Genomic DNA, 15,836 nt, shown 5'->3' on the forward strand with positions numbered 1-15,836 from the left:
GATTTTACTGCACTTTTTTATTTAATTGAATCTGAAAAGTAGTTCCTTTTCCTAATTCGGAGTGTAAAACTTTTATTTTACCATTGTGATATTCTTCTACGATTCTTTTCGTTAGCGAAAGTCCCAATCCCCAGCCGCGTTTTTTAGTCGTATAACCGGGTTCGAAGATGGTTTTGTATTGTTTTTTCTGAATTCCTGTTCCGGAATCTTTTACATTTATTTTTACATGATGGGCGTCCTGCTCAATTTGAAGCTCTAAAGTTCCTTTTCCTTTCATGGCGTCAATGGCATTTTTTACCAGATTTTCGATAGTCCAACTGTGCAGAATCGGGTTTATGGAGACCAAAATAGGCTCTTTTGGAACCTGATGCGAAAAAGCAACCTGTTTAGAGAAACGAGATTGTAAATATTCGTAACTGTTTAAAGTCTCTGTCACAATATCGTGAACTTCTAAAACAGGAACGGATCCAATTTTTGAAAAACGATCTGTAATGGTTTGGAGACGTTCCACATCTTTCTCGATTTCTGATGTGATCGATTGGTCTATTTCTTCTGTTTTTAAGATTTCAACCCAGCCAATTAAAGAAGATAAAGGGGTACCAATCTGATGTGCCGTTTCTTTAGCCATCCCTGCCCATAATTTATTTTGAATGGCCATTTTGGTACTTCTGTAAAAATTATAAATCAGAGCGCCAAAAAGAAAGATAATTAGCAATAAAGCAATCGGATAATATTTAAGCTTATTTAGTAAAGACGAATTACCATAATATAGTTTTTGATATTTTCCCGGAGCATATTCAAAGACAATAGGCTCATTTTCATTTTTTAAACCATTCAGAAAAGCCATTGATTTTTTCTCGTCCTGCAAGACTGTTTCAGGAACATTTCTTGTAGTCAGAATTTTGTCATACATCGTAAGAATGACGGGAATAGAATTATTGTTACTGGAAATCTGAAGCGGAAGTTCGAGATCCGTATTTTCATCCGCATTAATCAATGCAATCTGAGCATTGGCTAATAGTTTCATTTTTATCCTTTCCTCATTTTTAAAAATTTGAAAAAAAGTATAAGTGTTCCAGAGAATCAGAGAAATGATTAAAAAGGAGATGCTGATAATAACCCAACGGGTAGTATTTCTTCTTTCAGAAAAAAACATATTTTAATTTTTGTGGTATAAATATAACGAAATAAACACAGTTAAATTTTGTGGTGCTCAAAAGTTTTTTTGTTTTTAAGTCTAAAGTATTTCTTTGGCAGAAACGATTTCTATACTTTTGTACTCGCCGGAAAAGAGATTCGGTTAAAACCAAAAAATTATGATTACCATTAACCCAAAAGAGATTCCAACAGCAAAATTGCACGGCTATTTGCAGAGTGCCGTTGGGCCGAGACCTATTGCCTTTGCAAGTACTATTAGCGAAAAAGGAATTCCGAATCTGTCGCCGTTTAGTTTCTTTAATGTGTTTAGTGCCAATCCGCCAATTTTGGTTTTTTCACCCTCAAGACGCGTGCGCGACAATACGATTAAACATACTTTAATCAATGCCGAAGCAACTCGTGAGGTGGTAATCAATGTGGTGAATTATGATTTGGTGCAACAAACTTCGCTTTCCAGTACAGAATATGGAGAAGGTGTAAATGAATTTATAAAGGCCGGATTGACACAAATTCCGTCAGATTTAGTAAAACCATATCGTGTAAAAGAATCTCCGGTGCAATTTGAGTGCAAAGTCACGCAGATTATCCCATTAGGAACTGAAGGTGGAGCAGGAAATCTAATCCTGTGTGAAGTAGTGAAAATTCATATCCACGAAGCTATTTTGGACGAAAACGGAGCAATCGATCAACATAAAATTGACTTGGTTTCAAGATTGGGAAGTAATTGGTATTCAAGATCAAACCAAGGACTTTTTGAAGTGCCAAAACCGCTAACAACTCTAGGGATTGGAGTAGATATGATTCCGGATTTTATCAAAGAAAGCAATGTTTTTGACGGAAATGATCTGGGCAAACTCGGAAATATAGAAACCTTGCCCACAACAGAAGAAGTTAGTATATTTGTAAAAGAAAACTTTTCTGTGAAAGGAGTTTTAAGCTCTGATGATGTGGAAAAAGTACATTTAGAAGCTAAAAAATACCTAAATGAAGATGATATAACATCTGCCTGGAAAGTGCTTTTGGCTAAGAAATAAGAAAAGAAACAATAATTAATATAAACGAAGATGGAAGTTACAGGAAAAGTAAAAGTGGTTAACCCGGAGCAACAAGTTAGTGCCTCATTTAAAAAAAGAGAATTAGTTGTTACTACTGATGAGCAATATCCACAACATATTTTAATCGAATTTACGCAAGATAAATGCGATTTGTTAAGTAGCTATAAGCAAGGAGAGGCAGTAAAAGTTTCTATCAATTTAAGAGGAAGAGAATGGGTTAATCCACAAGGAGAAGCTAAATATTTCAATAGTATTCAAGGTTGGAGAATCGAAAGAGTAGGTAACGAAGCACCTTCACAAGCACCACCAATGCCTAGCGCGGAAACTTTTGCTCCGGCTACAAGCATAAACGAAAACGAACCGGACGATTTACCTTTCTAAGAGTTAATCCAAAAGGTTAAATTCCAATCCCGATTGTTGTCGGGAAAAATTCCAAATTCCAATTCGTTCGTACAATTGGAATTTGGAATTTGTTTTTTGTATTGATAGCTAGATTAATTGCCTTTTTTTGTCATTTCGAAGTATGAGAAATCACACAAGGTGCTCCGTTTCTATTTTTCGCAATTTTGTCATACTGAGGAACGAAGTATCCTCACAAGTAATTCCGTAAAGTGAAGCTCAACAGTGTCGATTCAGTAAACGTAGATCCTTCGTTCCTCAGGATGACAAACTGTACGGAGTAACTGGTGTCATTTCGAGCGAAGTCGAGAAATCACACCAGCTGCTCCGTTTCTATTATCAGCAATTTTGTCATACTGAGGAACGAAGTATCCTCACAAGATAATCCGTAAAGTGAAGCTCAACAGTGTCGATTCAGCAAACTTAGATCCTTCGTCCCTCAGGATGACAAACTGTACGGAGTTTCTTGTGTGATTTCTCGACTTCGCTCGAAATGACATAAGAAGAGCATTTCCAATATTTAAATTAGCATTTTAGAAGGAATAAAATTCGCCTTTCGCAGAAAGGAACAAAATCGCCAAAGTTTGGAATTTGGAATTTCAGTATTGGAATTTCAGTATTATATTTAGTTATAAAAAAAAAGATGTACTACATGTCTAAAGATTTATTTTTCCCGCCAGTTTCAGAAGCCGACGAAGAAGGAATTCTCGCTATAGGAGGAGATTTAAGCCCGGAACGCCTGCAATTGGCCTATAAAAGTGGAATTTTTCCTTGGTTTAACGAAGGAGAACCTATTATTTGGTGGTCACCCGATCCTCGAATGGTTTTGTTTCTCGATGAACTGATAGTGTCTAAAAGTATGCGGAATATTTTGAACAGAAATCAGTTTAAAGTTACCGTTAATAAAAATTTTAAAGACGTTATCTCAAACTGCCAGAAAATAAAACGGGACGGTCAAAATGGAACCTGGATTTCAAATGAAATGATTGATGCCTATTGTAAGTTAAACGAAATGGGAATTGCAAAATCTGTTGAGGTTTGGCAGGATGAGGTTTTGGTAGGTGGTTTGTACGGAATTGATTTAGACCATGTTTTTTGTGGAGAAAGTATGTTTTCAAAAGTGTCAAATGCATCCAAAGTAGCTTTTATTGCTTTGGTTGAATATTTAAAAAGAGCGAATTACAAACTTCTCGATTGTCAGGTTTATAATTCGCATTTAGAAAGTTTAGGCTGTAGGGAAATTGATAGGGAAGAGTTTATGGAAATATTGCTCAAAACTTCAGTTTAGTAAAGTTCCAGTTAAGGGTATCAAAGAGTACCAATTCGTTTTTTAATGTAGGTAGTCCTATTATTAATTTTAAAGTTTCGTGGGCCATCTTAGTGCCGATAATTCCAGGTAATGTTCCTAAAACTCCATTCAGGTTGCAATTTGGAACTTCTTTTGGGTCAGGCATTTCGGGGAATAAATCGCGTAAGTTTTTACTCCCCATATGGTTAAATACGGCAAGCTGTCCTTCAAATTTTAAAATACTGCCATAAACCAATGTTTTTCCTAAGCTTACACAAGTATCGTTGACCAAATAACGGGTAGTGAAATTATCGGAGCCATCCACAATAATGTCAAAATCGGAGAGGAGTGAAATGGCATTTTCGGCAGTAAGTTTTTCTTCAAAAGCAACAACAGTAATTAGGGGATTTAATTGCTCAAGTTTCTTTTTAGCGGTTAGGGCTTTACCCTGTCCAACCTGATCTTCGGTATACAAAATCTGACGATGCAAATTGTGTATCTCGATGGTGTCAAAATCGACAATGCCAATTGTTCCCACGCCTGCGGTAGCTATATATTGTAAAATTGGACAGCCTAAACCACCCGCACCGATCACCAATACTTTTGCGTTTTTGATTTTCTCCTGACCTTCATCGCCGATTTCAGGAAGTATAGTTTGTCTGTTATAGCGTAGAAATTCTTGTATGATGCTCATTATTTTTGTGTGAAATGTAAAATGTATTTAGACCGTCTGACTAAATGTTCTGTCCCAGTCTTTCCAGACCGGTTCATAGCCGGATTTTTTTATGACTTGAGCTATTTCTTCTGCGGATCTTTCGTCACTGATTTCAAATTGCTCCAGAGATTGCGGATCAACAACGTAACCACCCGGATTGGTTTTAGAGCCGGCACTCATGCTCGTTGTCCCAATCGGAATGATGTTGTTTCTGAATTTCTCATTTTCACGCGTTGAAATAGAGATTTCAAGATCCTCATTCCATAAACGGTAAGCGCAGATCAGCTGTGTCAGGTCTTTGTCATCCATTATAAAATTAGGTTCAATAATTCCTTCCGCAGGACGCAATCTCGGGAAGGAAACCGAGTATTTTGTCTGCCAGTATTTTTTCTGAAGATAATCGATGTGTAAGGCATTAAAGAAACTATCGGTTCGCCAGTCTTCCAAACCTAATAGTACACCTAATCCTATTTTATGAATTCCTGCCGTTCCAACTCTGTCCGGAGTCTCTAATCTGAAATCGAAATTTGACTTTTTACCTTTAGTATGGTATTTTTTATAAACTTCCTGATGATAGGTTTCCTGATAAACTAAAATCGAGTAAACGCCTGCGTCATGTAAACGTTCGTATTCTTCGGTAGAAAGTGGCTGTACTTCTGCTGAAATGATCGAAAATTGCTCTTTGATCTGGGTGATGGCATTTAGAAAATAGTTAATATTCACCGTATAATTGGCTTCGCCGGTAACTAGTAAAACATGATCAAAACCGGTTTTTTTTAGAGCTTCTACTTCAAGTTTAATTTCTGCGTCTGAGAGTGTTTTTCGTTTGATTTTGTTGTCTAAACTAAAACCGCAATAGGTACAAATATTTTGACATTCGTTACTTAAATACAAGGGTGCATACATCTGAATCGTTTTCCCAAAACGTTTTTTGGTGAGCTCATGACATTGCTGTGCCATGGTCTCCAAATAAGGCAATGCGGCGGGTGAGATCAACGCCAGAAAATCGTCCAGATTGCGTTTGGTTTTGGCCAATGCTTGTTCGACTTCACGAGTTGAAGTTTGGTATATCCTGGATTGAATGGTATCCCAATCGTAGTTTTTAAATACCGATTTAAATGTTTTCATTTTATTGTTTTTTGCTCGCAGATTTTGCAGATTGGGCAGATTAGATTTTGTTTACTACCCTGTTAATATTATCTAGAATGTTCATGCAATTAAAATTGACTAGTAAACCGAGTTTTTTGTTGGTTAACTTTAGATATGTAGCTAATTGTTTGAAGTGAATTGCTTTCAATTCTTCTACAGATTTTAGTTCTACAATTACTTTGTCTTCAACCAGCAAATCAAGTCGAAATAAAATATCTAAATGAATACTATCATATTTAACGGGGAGGTCTATTTGTTTTACGACCTTTAATCCATCTTTTTTCAATTGATAAAATAAAGCACTTTCGTAGATTGATTCTAACAACCCTGGTCCTAATGTGTTGTATACTTTAAAAATGGATCCTCTTATTCTATATGAAATTTCATTTTCTAACATCTTCCTAAGTTTAAATTATTAAAACATGAAATTAAGAATTTTCCTTCTTTTATTGTGGGTTTTTATCACGCAGATTTTGCAGATAAAAGAATCCGCTTAATCTGCTAAATCTGCGTGATAAAAAAAATTAGTCATATAGGAAAGAAGTCAAAGGACTGGAAGCAATTGCGTGATTGTATTGTTTTCCCAGTTTGGCTTCAAAAGCTTTTCTACCTGCGATTACGGCTTCTTTAAAAGCTTGCGCCATTAATTCAGGATTTCCTGCCACGGCAATAGCGGTATTCACCAAAACAGCGTCAGCACCTAATTCCATTGCTTTTGCGGCATGAGAAGGTGCACCAATACCGGCATCTACAATTACGGGAACAGTACTTTGTTCTATAATTATTTCTAAGAAATCGATAGTTTTTAAACCCTTATTACTTCCAATTGGGGAACCTAACGGCATGACAGCAGCGGTTCCGGCATCTTCCAAATGTTTGCACAAAACGGGATCAGCATGAATGTAAGGGAGAACGATAAAACCTAATTTTGCCAGTTCTTCTGTGGCTTTTAAGGTCTCAATCGCGTCGGGCATCAGGTATTTAGGATCCGGATGTATTTCGAGTTTTAGCCAGTTTGTTTCTAATGCTTCACGGGCTAATTGCGCGGCAAATATGGCTTCTTTGGCATTTCTGGCTCCCGATGTATTGGGTAACAAATTAATTCCGGGATGTTTTAAATGCGTTAAAATAGTCTCCGTATCGGTTTCTAAATCAATTCGTTTTAAGGCAACAGTTACTAATTCGCTTTCTGAAGCTAAAATGGCACGTTCCATCTCGAGGTTGGAACCAAACTTCCCTGTTCCTAAAAACAGGCGTGAGGTTAAGGTTTTATCACCAATATTAAATAACGACGTTTGCATATAATTTTTCGTTTAATTGTTGAATGAGTTTTTCTTTTTGATCACTTTTTGTGATGAGTCCGGAGACGGCGATGCCGTGAACACCAATTTCCATTAATCTGTCGATATCGGTAGAAATAACTCCGCCAATAGCATAAACCGGAATTTCAGAATTGTTGTCTTTTAATTTTTGAAAGATTTTAAAATAACCTTCAAAACCAAGAACCGGACTTAATTTTTCCTTTGTCGTGGTGAATCGAAGTGGTCCCAAACCAATATAATCACAACCGTTTGTAATGTGATTTTGAATATCTTCAAATGTATTAGCGGTTGCTCCAATGATTTTAGTATCTCCTAAAATGGCTCTTGCTTCTTCAATTTTGGTGTCCGAAAGACCTAAATGCACACCGTCGGCAGCAATTTGTTGTGCCAGATATACGTTGTCGTTTACAATAAAATTGGCCAGATATTCTTCGCATAAAAATTTTACTGCTTCAGCCAGCGCAAAAGAGTTTTTAGTATTTTGATTTTTGAAACGCATTTGAACCCAATCACAACCACTATCAAGTGCTTCGTGAATGTTATACAATTGTTTTGAGATTGTATTTCCTTGTGAGATGTATTGTAGTTTATTGTACATAATGATATCCGATTAATGTTGAAGTTGAACTCAGGTATGTTTCTATGTAGGTTTTGGCATTGATACAAGCTTCTTTTTCATCTTGATTTAATGCGAGATTTGCGGCTATAGCAGCCGAAAGAATACAGCCGGAACCGTGTTTTTCGAAGCATTTTTTTTCAGAAGGCAACAATTCGAATATTTCATTTTTCAAAAACAAACAATCTGTTCCGATTTTAGTAGGGTTGTGTCCTCCTTTGAGTAAAATAGTTGTTGGAACTTCGTTTTTTATCCAAAGATTGTTTGATAAAAATCCGGGAAACAAAAGTTCTATTTCATTGTAATTGGGTGTAATCAAATCAATTTTGGATAGAATTTTATGAAAATCCAAATCAGCGGTAACTTTCATAAACTCGAATGCTGTTGTTGATTTCAGAACCGGATCCCAAACAATTTTTGTTGTCGGAGACAGCAGTTTTATAGTCGAAAGAATGCGATTTAAATAAGGTAAGCTAGGTGTGATTCCGATTTTTACGGTTTTGATTTTATAGTTTTCAAACAAAGTTTCTATAGAACGAAGTACAAAGCTTAAATCAGTCCATTGAATGTGATGGAATTGATTTTCGGTTTGAATGGTATTGGCCGTTGAAATAGCAAAACCCGTAACCTGATGTTGTTCGAAAGTTTTAATATCTGCCAGAATACCTGCCCCTCCAGTGGGGTCTAAACCGGCTATAGTGAGTACGTAAGGACGATTTTCTGACATAATACAAATTGGTTTACAGGGTTTTCATGATTCCATAACGCTCCCAGAAGGGCAATGCCATCGAAACCATTTTCTAACGTTGTTTTACTATTTTCAGGAGAAATTCCACCCAGAGCGATCATCTTTGTCCTAAAATTTTTTCTTGATTTTACTGCTTCAAAAAGATCAATTTCAGAAGCGTAATTTTCTTTCGAAATGCTTTTAAAAACAGGACTTAAAAAAGCATATTCAAAGTTTGAATCTAAAGCGTTAAAATCCGCAATCGAGTGGGAAGAGGTCGAAACCGTTTTGTTTGCAAAGGGAAATAGCAAAGTCTGATTTCGTTCTCTTTCAGAAAAATGAATTTTACTAATACCAAAATCACCGGCAATTTGATGCTGTGTATGCAGGACCAATTTTGACCTGAATTCAGGTTTTATTTGCTCAATAAATTGCATCATCTCAATCTCAGTAAACTCCGGTTTTCGGATATGAAATAGCGCTAATCCCTCCTCAAAAAGAGAATGGATTAGGCTGATTTCGTTTGCTACCGCAACTGGATTTGATATAACGATCATTATTGTGAAATGTGAAATGTTCTTTTGTGAGATGCTTTTTGTGAAATGTTAAATGTAAAATGTGAGATTTGAAATGAGAACAACTTGTCTCATTTTGCATTTCACATTTTACATTTCACTATAAACATTTAGATGTAAATTTCTTTTCCTTGTTCAATAAACTCTTCTGATTTTTCCTGCATCCCTTTTTCTGCGGCAGCTACATCACGAATTTCCTGTGATATTTTCATTGAACAGAATTTTGGTCCGCACATAGAGCAGAAATGGGCAATTTTGGCACCCTCAGCAGGAAGTGTTTCGTCGTGAAATTCTCTGGCTGTGTCCGGATCCAATGATAAATTGAACTGATCTTCCCAACGGAATTCAAAACGAGCTTTACTCAAGGCATTGTCGCGGTATTGTGCTCCCGGATGTCCTTTGGCTAAATCAGCAGCATGGGCTGAAATCTTATAGGTGATTACGCCGTCTTTTACGTCTTTTTTATTCGGTAGCCCTAAATGTTCTTTTGGTGTAACATAACACAGCATCGCACAACCGTACCAGCCAATCATAGCTGCTCCAATGGCAGATGTAATGTGATCGTAACCAGGTGCAATATCTGTTGTTAGAGGTCCAAGGGTATAAAAAGGAGCCTCGTTACAATGTTCTAATTGTTTGTCCATGTTTTCTTTAATCATATGCATCGGCACGTGACCAGGACCTTCTATAAAGACTTGTACATCGTGTTTCCAGGCTATTTTTGCCAGTTCACCTAAAGTTTCTAACTCGGCAAATTGTGCAGCATCATTAGCGTCGGCAATAGAACCGGGACGTAAGCCATCTCCTAAAGAAAAAGCGACATCATACTGTTTCATGATTTCGCAGATTTCTTCGAAATGGGTGTATAAAAAGTTTTCTTTGTGGTGAAATAAACACCATTTCGCCATGATTGATCCGCCTCGGGAAACAATTCCCGTCACACGCTCTGCGGTTAAGTGAATGTAGCGCAGTAAAACCCCGGCATGAATCGTAAAATACGAAACTCCTTGTTCTGCCTGTTCAATTAGTGTATCGCGGAAAACCTCCCACGTTAAATCTTCAGCGATTCCTTTTACTTTTTCTAAGGCCTGATAAATAGGCACCGTTCCAATAGGCACCGGAGAGTTACGAATGATCCATTCTCTGGTTTCGTGAATGTTTTTTCCTGTTGATAAGTCCATTATCGTATCTGCTCCCCAACGGCAGGCCCAGACCGCTTTCTCTACTTCTTCTTCAATAGTCGAAGTCACAGCACTATTTCCGATGTTAGCGTTTATTTTTACAAGAAAATTTCGGCCTACAATCATCGGTTCACTTTCTGGGTGGTTGATGTTGTTTGGGATAATGGCGCGTCCAATGGCCACTTCACTACGAACAAATTCAGGTGTAATTTTACTTTTCGGTGTATTTGCTCCAAAACTATGACCTGCGTGCTGGCATTGCATGGCTTTGGTTTGTTCGTTTAAAAGTTCGATACGTTGGTTTTCACGAATCGCAATGTATTCCATTTCAGGAGTGATGATTCCTTGTTTGGCGTAATACAATTGGGTTACGTTTGCTCCTTCTTTAGCTCTTTTAGGCTGATGTAAATATTCGAATCTTAAATGGTTTAAGTTTTCATCTTTTAATCGCATTTGCCCGTAATCGGATGTTATTTCAGATAAGATTTCAACATCATTTCGTTCTAAAATCCATTCCTCTCTTAGTCGTGGCAGCCCTTTTCGGATGTCAATGGTGATATCCGGATCGGTATAGGCACCGGAGGTGTCATAGATAGTTATCGCCGGATTCTTTTCAGTTCCGCCGTTAGAAAGTCGCGTGTCGCTTAATGCCACTTCACGCATGGCAACTTTTATTGGATGTATTTCACCATTCACATATATTTTTTTGGAATTTGGAAATGGCGTTCTGGATATTTTTTCTTCGTTTGTCATTTTTTTTATTTTTTTTATGTAAGATGTGTGTTGTGCAATGTGAAATGGTTTGTCGTAGAGGCGCATTGTAGAGACGCACAGTAGAGACGCACAGCAGTGCGTCTCCACAGAGGTTGGAATTTGAAATTTACCCCCACAACAATTATAAAAATTGGAATTTTAATTCCTACCCCCCTTGGGTGGCAGAAATAATCAGAATATCATCAGTTTCCCGAATAAAATGAGAGTCCCATTCAGGTTTTGGAATTACGGTGCTGTTTATAGCAATGGCAATCCCGTTTTGTTTGTTCGGAATTTCGAGATCGAGCAATGACTGAACGCTAAGTGTTTCAGCATTGAAATGTTTGATTTGTTGGTTGATTTTTAGTTCCATTCCTTCTAGATTTAGTGTGTTGAAGAAAGGCATTACTGCGTTTCTTTACTCTAGGAATGGCTACAATTGCACATGAAAGTGCATCAGAAAGTCATCTTACTTTTCCCTACGCTAGTATGAACTAGATCAGGTTCAGAGGGTAAAATCTCAGCCTGCAATGTTGCAGACACCCCTAAAGTGTGAAGCAAATGTAAGAAATTTTTATTTGGGGAGGGGAAAAAAGTTTTCGGTCTCAGTTTTCAGTCTCATTTCTCAATCACGGTTTTTATGACTGCGACTGCGAACTGCGACTGAAAACTAAGCCCGAGTCCAACAATCTCCGACATGATCATTGACCATTCCTGTGGCTTGCATGTGAGCGTAAATCACGGTAGAACCTACAAATTTAAAGCCTCTTTTTTTTAAATCTTTGCTGATTTCGTCAGATAGAGGTGTGGTCGCAGGAACGTCTTTTAAGGTTTTTGGGGTATTGTCTATAGGTTTTCCGTTGGTGAATTTCCAGATATAATCGGAGAAACTTCCAAATTCTTCCTGTATTTTTATAAAGGCCTGTGCGTTGGTAACGGCGGAACGAATTTTTAATTTATTGCGAATAATTCCGGTATCTTCAAGTAAAGATTCGATTTTATCTTCGGGATAATTGGCGATTTTTTTATAGTCGAAATGATCAAAGGCAGCTCTGAAATTTTCTCTTTTATTTAATATAGTAATCCAGCTTAAACCGGCCTGAAAAGTTTCAAGGATTAAGAATTCGAATAATGATGCATCGTCATAAACGGGAACACCCCATTCTTCATCATGGTATTTTTTGTATAATTCACTGGAAGTACACCAGCCACATCTTATTAAATCCATTTTTATTTCAAATATAAAAAAAAAATCTCAAGCGGTTTAGGTTTGAGATTTTAAGTATTGTAAAAGATTTTTTATTTTATTGCTGTTGCAAGCTGCAGTTTGAAACTTTCTAATTTGATCAAATAAAAGGTAGAGAACAGTAAAATCCAACTGATAAGGATCAAAAATAAATTGGTGTAATTTTGATTTGTAAATTCCAGATAATGACATAAAAAGCCAAAAAAGAGAATTAATATAAAATTGTATACGATAGCGTTTTTTAAACTCATTTTGATAGCACCGGTTAAAAAATTCCAGAAAACAAGTTCGTCTTTTAGTATGATTTTTTCGGGATTTGAAACATCAATCAGAACATTTTGTGATAGCTCAAGATTAACCGTTATTGTTTTATTGTTTGAAGTGTAGGTGTAATTGTGGTTTTGTAAAAAAGTAATAATTTCATTAGATTTCATGTTTTGGTTTTGTTAGTTGGTTTTGGTTATAAAATAGGAATGGTTCTGCTTCTCAAAACTCTGATATTTGAACTATTTTTTAGAATATTAGCACATCAAAATTTTAAGAGTCAGTATTTTAAGGTGATCTTATTGTTTTTCGATAGTCTTGGTTTTATCTTCAGTAGTAGGGTCCTGCTCGAGATATTTCTTTATTAAATGATGTCCAAGATAAATCAGGGGAGTCAGTAAAATAGCGACAGAAAGTTTAAAAATGTAGCCCGTTAATCCTGATGAAATAAAGGTATCAAAATCAATTTTTCCGGGTAACCAGAAGGCAATTCCAAGAACAATAAAAGAATCAAATAATTGAGAGATTACAGTTGACCCCGTGGTTCTGAGCCATATTTTTCCTTCGCCTGTTCTGTTTTTAAAAAACCAAAAAATCCAAACATCAATTAGTTGAGAAATTATAAAAGCGATAAGACTTCCGACAATAATCCACATACTCTGTCCAAAAACAGCTTGAAACTGTTCGTCGTTGACCGGGCTAATGCCTTTTGCGGCTGGAACCACAATCGCCATAAATAAGATCAGGAATGCATAAGCAATCAGGCAGGCTGTTATAAAAGAAAGTTTTTTAACGCCTTTTTCTCCAAAATATTCATTGATCAAATCGGTAGTAAGAAAGACAATTGGCCAAGGTAGAATCCCGATACTCATTACAAATGGGCCAATCTGGATTAGTTTTCCTCCAATTAGTTCTGCGACGACTGCATTAGTAATAAAAATTCCTGCAAGAACAACAAAGACAATTTCTTTTCTGGTTTTAAACATGTGTTTTTATAATTGATGGGTCAAATTTAAGTTATTTCTTTAAAAGTTGGGATAGTTTGAATTTAAATTAGGCCAAGGTCATTAAAATGGACGAGAAGTTAAAATTTTCTTTGCAATGCTGTTTTTAGTTATTTTTGAAGGAATTACAAAATTCATTTATACCACAACAAAGTGATGATAACAAAAAAAATAATTGGAATTATTCTTATGGGGACAACCTTTTTTGCGTCGAACGCACAAACCAATACTGAAAATCCGTTGCTTAAAAAATGGACAGGTCCGTATGGCGGAGTTCCTGCATTTAATCTGTACAAGGTTTCAGATTTTAAACCGGCACTTCAGTTTGCTATTCAGGAGAAACTGGATGAAGTTGATGCTATTGCAAATAATTCAAAAGCACCAACTTTTGATAATACGATTGCGGCTCTGGAGCGCTCCGGTAAAACGATTACAAGAATTTCTACTGTCTATGGGATTTACAGATCTAACATAAGCAGTCCGGAATTTAATGTTGTGGATACTGAAATGTCTCCAAAATTTTCTGAGTTTTCGGATAAAATCAATCAGAATAAAAAGCTTTTCGAAAGAATTGAGGATCTATATAATTCAAAAGAAAGTAAAAAACTTACCAGCGAGCAACAAAGATTGATTTGGTTGTATTACACTGATTTTGTTCGTGAAGGAGCAAAATTAAATAATGCCGACAAAGAAAAAGTAGCTAAAATCAATAAAGAACTAGCAACGCTTTTTACCCGATTTAATCAAAATTTATTAGCAGAAGAAAACAATCAGTACGTGGCTTTAAAAACAGAAGCTGATTTTGATGGTCTTCCGGCTGAAGAAAAAAATGCCGCAATAGCAGAAGCAAAAGAAAGAAAATTAGACGTTATGGGCTGTGTTGCTAATACACGTTCTTCGATTGAGCCTTTTTTGACGTTCTCAACGCGCAGAGATTTAAGAGAAAAAGCATTTGATATTTTTGTGAAACGTGGAGATAACGGAAATGAGAATGACACTAATTCGACTTTAGTTGAGATTTTGAAATTGCGTACTGAAAAAGCGAAAATACTTGGTTTTCCATCCTTTGCACATTGGAGTTTGTCTAATAAAATGGCAAAAGACCCACAGAAAACATTAGATTTAATGATGTCGGTTTGGAAACCTGCGGTAGAAAAAGTGCAGCAGGATGTGGCTGAAATGCAGAAAATTGTTGATACTGAAGGTGGAAAATTTAAAATTGAACCTTGGGATTATCGTTATTATGCTGAAAAAGTCAGAAAAGCAAAGTATGATTTAGATCAAAATGAAGTGAAACCTTATCTGCAATTAGAGAATTTACGTGAAGGAATGTTCTGGGTTGCCGGGGAATTATTTAATTTAAAATTCAAACAAATCACAGATGTTCCGGTTTATCATCCGGATGTGCGTGTTTGGGAAGTGAGTAATAAGATAACAGGTAAAGTAGTGGGATTATGGTATTTTGATCCTTATGCGCGTTCAGGAAAACGTTCCGGTGCGTGGATGAATTCTTACCGTGACCAGCAAAAATTAGACGGAGATATTCTGACAATCGTATCTAATAATTGTAATTTTATTAAAGGAACTGCAAACGAGCCGGTTTTAATTTCGTGGTCGGATGCGACTACGTTATTCCATGAATTTGGCCATGCACTTCATGGTTTATGTTCAAATGTTACCTATCCAAGTTTGTCGGGAACAAGTGTTGCAAGAGATTATGTAGAGTTTCCTTCTCAATTGTTAGAGCACTGGTTGGCAACTCCGGAGGTCTTAAATAAATTTGCGTTACATTATAAAACCAATGAGCCACTGCCTCAGGCATTAGTTGATCGAATAGAGAAAGCAGCCGATTTTGGCGAAGGTTTTGCAACAGTTGAAACGATTTCAAGTTCACTGATTGATATGAAGCTTCACTTAGCAACAGAGGCTATTGATCCTCATAAATTTGAAAAAGAAACCTTAGATGCGCTAAATATGCCGTCAGAGATTGTAATGCGTCACAGAATCCCACAGTTTGGGCATATTTTTTCAAGTGACGGTTATGCGGCAGGATATTACAGTTACTTGTGGGCAGATGTTATAAATGCAGATGCTTATGAGGCTTTCTTAGAAGGAAAAGGACCTTACGATAAAGAGGTTGCCAAACGACTTTATGACAATGTTTTTAGTACCGGAAATACGATTGATCAGGAAAAAGCATATGAAAACTTCAGAGGAAGAGCGCCTAAGTCAGATGCTTTGATGAGAGCGAGAAATTTTCCTATTACAGATAAGAAGTAAGACTTGAAATGTAAAATGTGAAATGATTTAGTTCGTCTAAGGATAAAATAGATCTGATTTTTTGCATATCGCATTTTACAATTCACATAAAATCTTTGCGGTTA

The 15,836-nt window shown here is 36.5% G+C and carries 17 protein-coding genes and 1 riboswitch; of the genes, 4 read left to right on the forward strand and 13 right to left on the reverse strand.

Annotation, left to right across the window (positions count from 1 at the left end):
* Positions 1-4: 4 nt before the first annotated feature.
* Positions 5-1,156 carry a sensor histidine kinase gene (locus LNP23_RS07825; RefSeq protein WP_047773026.1) on the reverse strand — a complete coding sequence of 384 codons (1,152 nt, stop codon included), beginning with the start codon at positions 1,154-1,156 and terminating at the stop codon, positions 5-7.
* Between the two features lie 160 nt (positions 1,157-1,316).
* Between LNP23_RS07825 and LNP23_RS07830 the strand changes: the two genes are divergently transcribed.
* The 3 genes from LNP23_RS07830 to aat all read left to right on the forward strand — a co-directional run bounded on the left by LNP23_RS07830 (position 1,317) and on the right by aat (position 3,900).
* Positions 1,317-2,192 (forward strand): flavin reductase family protein, encoded by an 876-nt coding sequence (locus LNP23_RS07830; RefSeq protein ID WP_047773028.1) that lies wholly within the window; start codon positions 1,317-1,319, stop codon positions 2,190-2,192.
* Between the two features lie 30 nt (positions 2,193-2,222).
* The gene (locus LNP23_RS07835) at positions 2,223-2,594 is read left to right on the forward strand and encodes a DUF3127 domain-containing protein (RefSeq protein ID WP_047773029.1); all 372 of its coding nucleotides are present in this window, start codon (positions 2,223-2,225) and stop codon (positions 2,592-2,594) included.
* Positions 2,595-3,255: 661 nt separating this feature from the next.
* Positions 3,256-3,900: a leucyl/phenylalanyl-tRNA--protein transferase gene (gene aat / locus LNP23_RS07840; RefSeq protein ID WP_230004496.1), complete on the forward strand. Its 645-nt coding sequence runs from the start codon at positions 3,256-3,258 to the stop codon at positions 3,898-3,900.
* On the opposite strand, the gene LNP23_RS07845 is transcribed toward aat, so the two are convergent.
* The 12 genes from LNP23_RS07845 to LNP23_RS07900 form a co-directional block, all read right to left on the reverse strand.
* A complete protein-coding gene (locus LNP23_RS07845; RefSeq protein WP_230004497.1) occupies positions 3,884-4,594 on the reverse strand; it encodes a HesA/MoeB/ThiF family protein in 711 nt (236 codons plus the stop codon). The genes aat and LNP23_RS07845 overlap by 17 nt on opposite strands.
* A 27-nt stretch (positions 4,595-4,621) precedes the next feature.
* Entirely contained in the window at positions 4,622-5,743 is a 1,122-nt protein-coding gene (thiH, locus tag LNP23_RS07850) for a 2-iminoacetate synthase ThiH (RefSeq protein WP_230004498.1), read from the reverse strand.
* Between the two features lie 40 nt (positions 5,744-5,783).
* On the reverse strand, positions 5,784-6,161 hold the full coding sequence (locus LNP23_RS07855) for a GxxExxY protein (RefSeq protein ID WP_230004499.1): 378 nt from the start codon (positions 6,159-6,161) through the stop codon (positions 5,784-5,786).
* 127 nt (positions 6,162-6,288) lie between these two features.
* On the reverse strand, positions 6,289-7,065 hold the full coding sequence (locus tag LNP23_RS07860) for a thiazole synthase (RefSeq protein WP_047773034.1): 777 nt from the start codon (positions 7,063-7,065) through the stop codon (positions 6,289-6,291).
* A complete protein-coding gene (locus LNP23_RS07865) occupies positions 7,046-7,684 on the reverse strand; it encodes a thiamine phosphate synthase (protein ID WP_230004500.1) in 639 nt (212 codons plus the stop codon). Before LNP23_RS07865 ends, LNP23_RS07860 begins: the two co-directional genes overlap by 20 nt.
* Positions 7,674-8,429 (reverse strand): bifunctional hydroxymethylpyrimidine kinase/phosphomethylpyrimidine kinase, encoded by a 756-nt coding sequence (locus tag LNP23_RS07870; RefSeq protein ID WP_230004501.1) that lies wholly within the window; start codon positions 8,427-8,429, stop codon positions 7,674-7,676. Before LNP23_RS07870 ends, LNP23_RS07865 begins: the two co-directional genes overlap by 11 nt.
* Complete coding sequence (locus LNP23_RS07875; RefSeq protein WP_230004502.1) at positions 8,396-8,986, reverse strand: thiamine phosphate synthase; 591 nt, start codon at positions 8,984-8,986, stop codon at positions 8,396-8,398. The genes LNP23_RS07870 and LNP23_RS07875 overlap by 34 nt, the downstream gene beginning before the upstream one ends.
* Before the next feature lie 128 nt (positions 8,987-9,114).
* Positions 9,115-10,938 (reverse strand): phosphomethylpyrimidine synthase ThiC, encoded by a 1,824-nt coding sequence (gene thiC / locus LNP23_RS07880; protein ID WP_047773040.1) that lies wholly within the window; start codon positions 10,936-10,938, stop codon positions 9,115-9,117.
* Positions 10,939-11,104: 166 nt separating this feature from the next.
* Positions 11,105-11,311, reverse strand: a complete 207-nt coding sequence (thiS, locus tag LNP23_RS07885) for a sulfur carrier protein ThiS (RefSeq protein ID WP_047773278.1) — start codon at positions 11,309-11,311, stop codon at positions 11,105-11,107.
* Between the two features lie 86 nt (positions 11,312-11,397).
* A riboswitch (TPP riboswitch) is annotated at positions 11,398-11,495 on the reverse strand.
* Between the two features lie 113 nt (positions 11,496-11,608).
* Positions 11,609-12,166 carry a DNA-3-methyladenine glycosylase I gene (locus LNP23_RS07890; RefSeq protein WP_230004503.1) on the reverse strand — a complete coding sequence of 186 codons (558 nt, stop codon included), beginning with the start codon at positions 12,164-12,166 and terminating at the stop codon, positions 11,609-11,611.
* 71 nt (positions 12,167-12,237) lie between these two features.
* Positions 12,238-12,618 carry a hypothetical protein gene (locus LNP23_RS07895; protein WP_230004504.1) on the reverse strand — a complete coding sequence of 127 codons (381 nt, stop codon included), beginning with the start codon at positions 12,616-12,618 and terminating at the stop codon, positions 12,238-12,240.
* A gap of 129 nt (positions 12,619-12,747) precedes the next feature.
* Positions 12,748-13,434: a queuosine precursor transporter gene (locus LNP23_RS07900; protein WP_047773045.1), complete on the reverse strand. Its 687-nt coding sequence runs from the start codon at positions 13,432-13,434 to the stop codon at positions 12,748-12,750.
* Positions 13,435-13,608: 174 nt separating this feature from the next.
* Between LNP23_RS07900 and LNP23_RS07905 the strand changes: the two genes are divergently transcribed.
* The gene (locus LNP23_RS07905; RefSeq protein WP_230004505.1) at positions 13,609-15,732 is read left to right on the forward strand and encodes a M3 family metallopeptidase; all 2,124 of its coding nucleotides are present in this window, start codon (positions 13,609-13,611) and stop codon (positions 15,730-15,732) included.
* Positions 15,733-15,836 lie beyond the last annotated feature (104 nt).

This window comes from Flavobacterium cupriresistens, assembly GCF_020911925.1.
In the GTDB taxonomy this organism is placed as follows: Bacteria; Bacteroidota; Bacteroidia; order Flavobacteriales; family Flavobacteriaceae; genus Flavobacterium; species Flavobacterium cupriresistens.

What these genes read in the sequence shown, in the direction of transcription:
- LNP23_RS07830 (WP_047773028.1), top strand. Translation starts at nt 1,317, where the DNA reads ATGATTACCATTAACCCAAAAGAGATTCCAACAGCAAAATTGCACGGC.
- LNP23_RS07905 (WP_230004505.1), top strand. Translation starts at nt 13,609, where the DNA reads ATGATAACAAAAAAAATAATTGGAATTATTCTTATGGGGACAACCTTT.
- LNP23_RS07870 (WP_230004501.1), bottom strand. Translation starts at nt 8,429, where the DNA reads ATGTCAGAAAATCGTCCTTACGTACTCACTATAGCCGGTTTAGACCCC.
- LNP23_RS07895 (WP_230004504.1), bottom strand. Translation starts at nt 12,618, where the DNA reads ATGAAATCTAATGAAATTATTACTTTTTTACAAAACCACAATTACACC.
- thiH (WP_230004498.1), bottom strand. Translation starts at nt 5,743, where the DNA reads ATGAAAACATTTAAATCGGTATTTAAAAACTACGATTGGGATACCATT.
- LNP23_RS07845 (WP_230004497.1), bottom strand. Translation starts at nt 4,594, where the DNA reads ATGAGCATCATACAAGAATTTCTACGCTATAACAGACAAACTATACTT.
- LNP23_RS07865 (WP_230004500.1), bottom strand. Translation starts at nt 7,684, where the DNA reads ATGTACAATAAACTACAATACATCTCACAAGGAAATACAATCTCAAAA.
- thiS (WP_047773278.1), bottom strand. Translation starts at nt 11,311, where the DNA reads ATGGAACTAAAAATCAACCAACAAATCAAACATTTCAATGCTGAAACA.
- thiC (WP_047773040.1), bottom strand. Translation starts at nt 10,938, where the DNA reads ATGACAAACGAAGAAAAAATATCCAGAACGCCATTTCCAAATTCCAAA.
- aat (WP_230004496.1), top strand. Translation starts at nt 3,256, where the DNA reads ATGTACTACATGTCTAAAGATTTATTTTTCCCGCCAGTTTCAGAAGCC.
- LNP23_RS07900 (WP_047773045.1), bottom strand. Translation starts at nt 13,434, where the DNA reads ATGTTTAAAACCAGAAAAGAAATTGTCTTTGTTGTTCTTGCAGGAATT.
- LNP23_RS07860 (WP_047773034.1), bottom strand. Translation starts at nt 7,065, where the DNA reads ATGCAAACGTCGTTATTTAATATTGGTGATAAAACCTTAACCTCACGC.
- LNP23_RS07875 (WP_230004502.1), bottom strand. Translation starts at nt 8,986, where the DNA reads ATGATCGTTATATCAAATCCAGTTGCGGTAGCAAACGAAATCAGCCTA.
- LNP23_RS07890 (WP_230004503.1), bottom strand. Translation starts at nt 12,166, where the DNA reads ATGGATTTAATAAGATGTGGCTGGTGTACTTCCAGTGAATTATACAAA.
- LNP23_RS07835 (WP_047773029.1), top strand. Translation starts at nt 2,223, where the DNA reads ATGGAAGTTACAGGAAAAGTAAAAGTGGTTAACCCGGAGCAACAAGTT.
- LNP23_RS07825 (WP_047773026.1), bottom strand. Translation starts at nt 1,156, where the DNA reads ATGTTTTTTTCTGAAAGAAGAAATACTACCCGTTGGGTTATTATCAGC.
- LNP23_RS07855 (WP_230004499.1), bottom strand. Translation starts at nt 6,161, where the DNA reads ATGTTAGAAAATGAAATTTCATATAGAATAAGAGGATCCATTTTTAAA.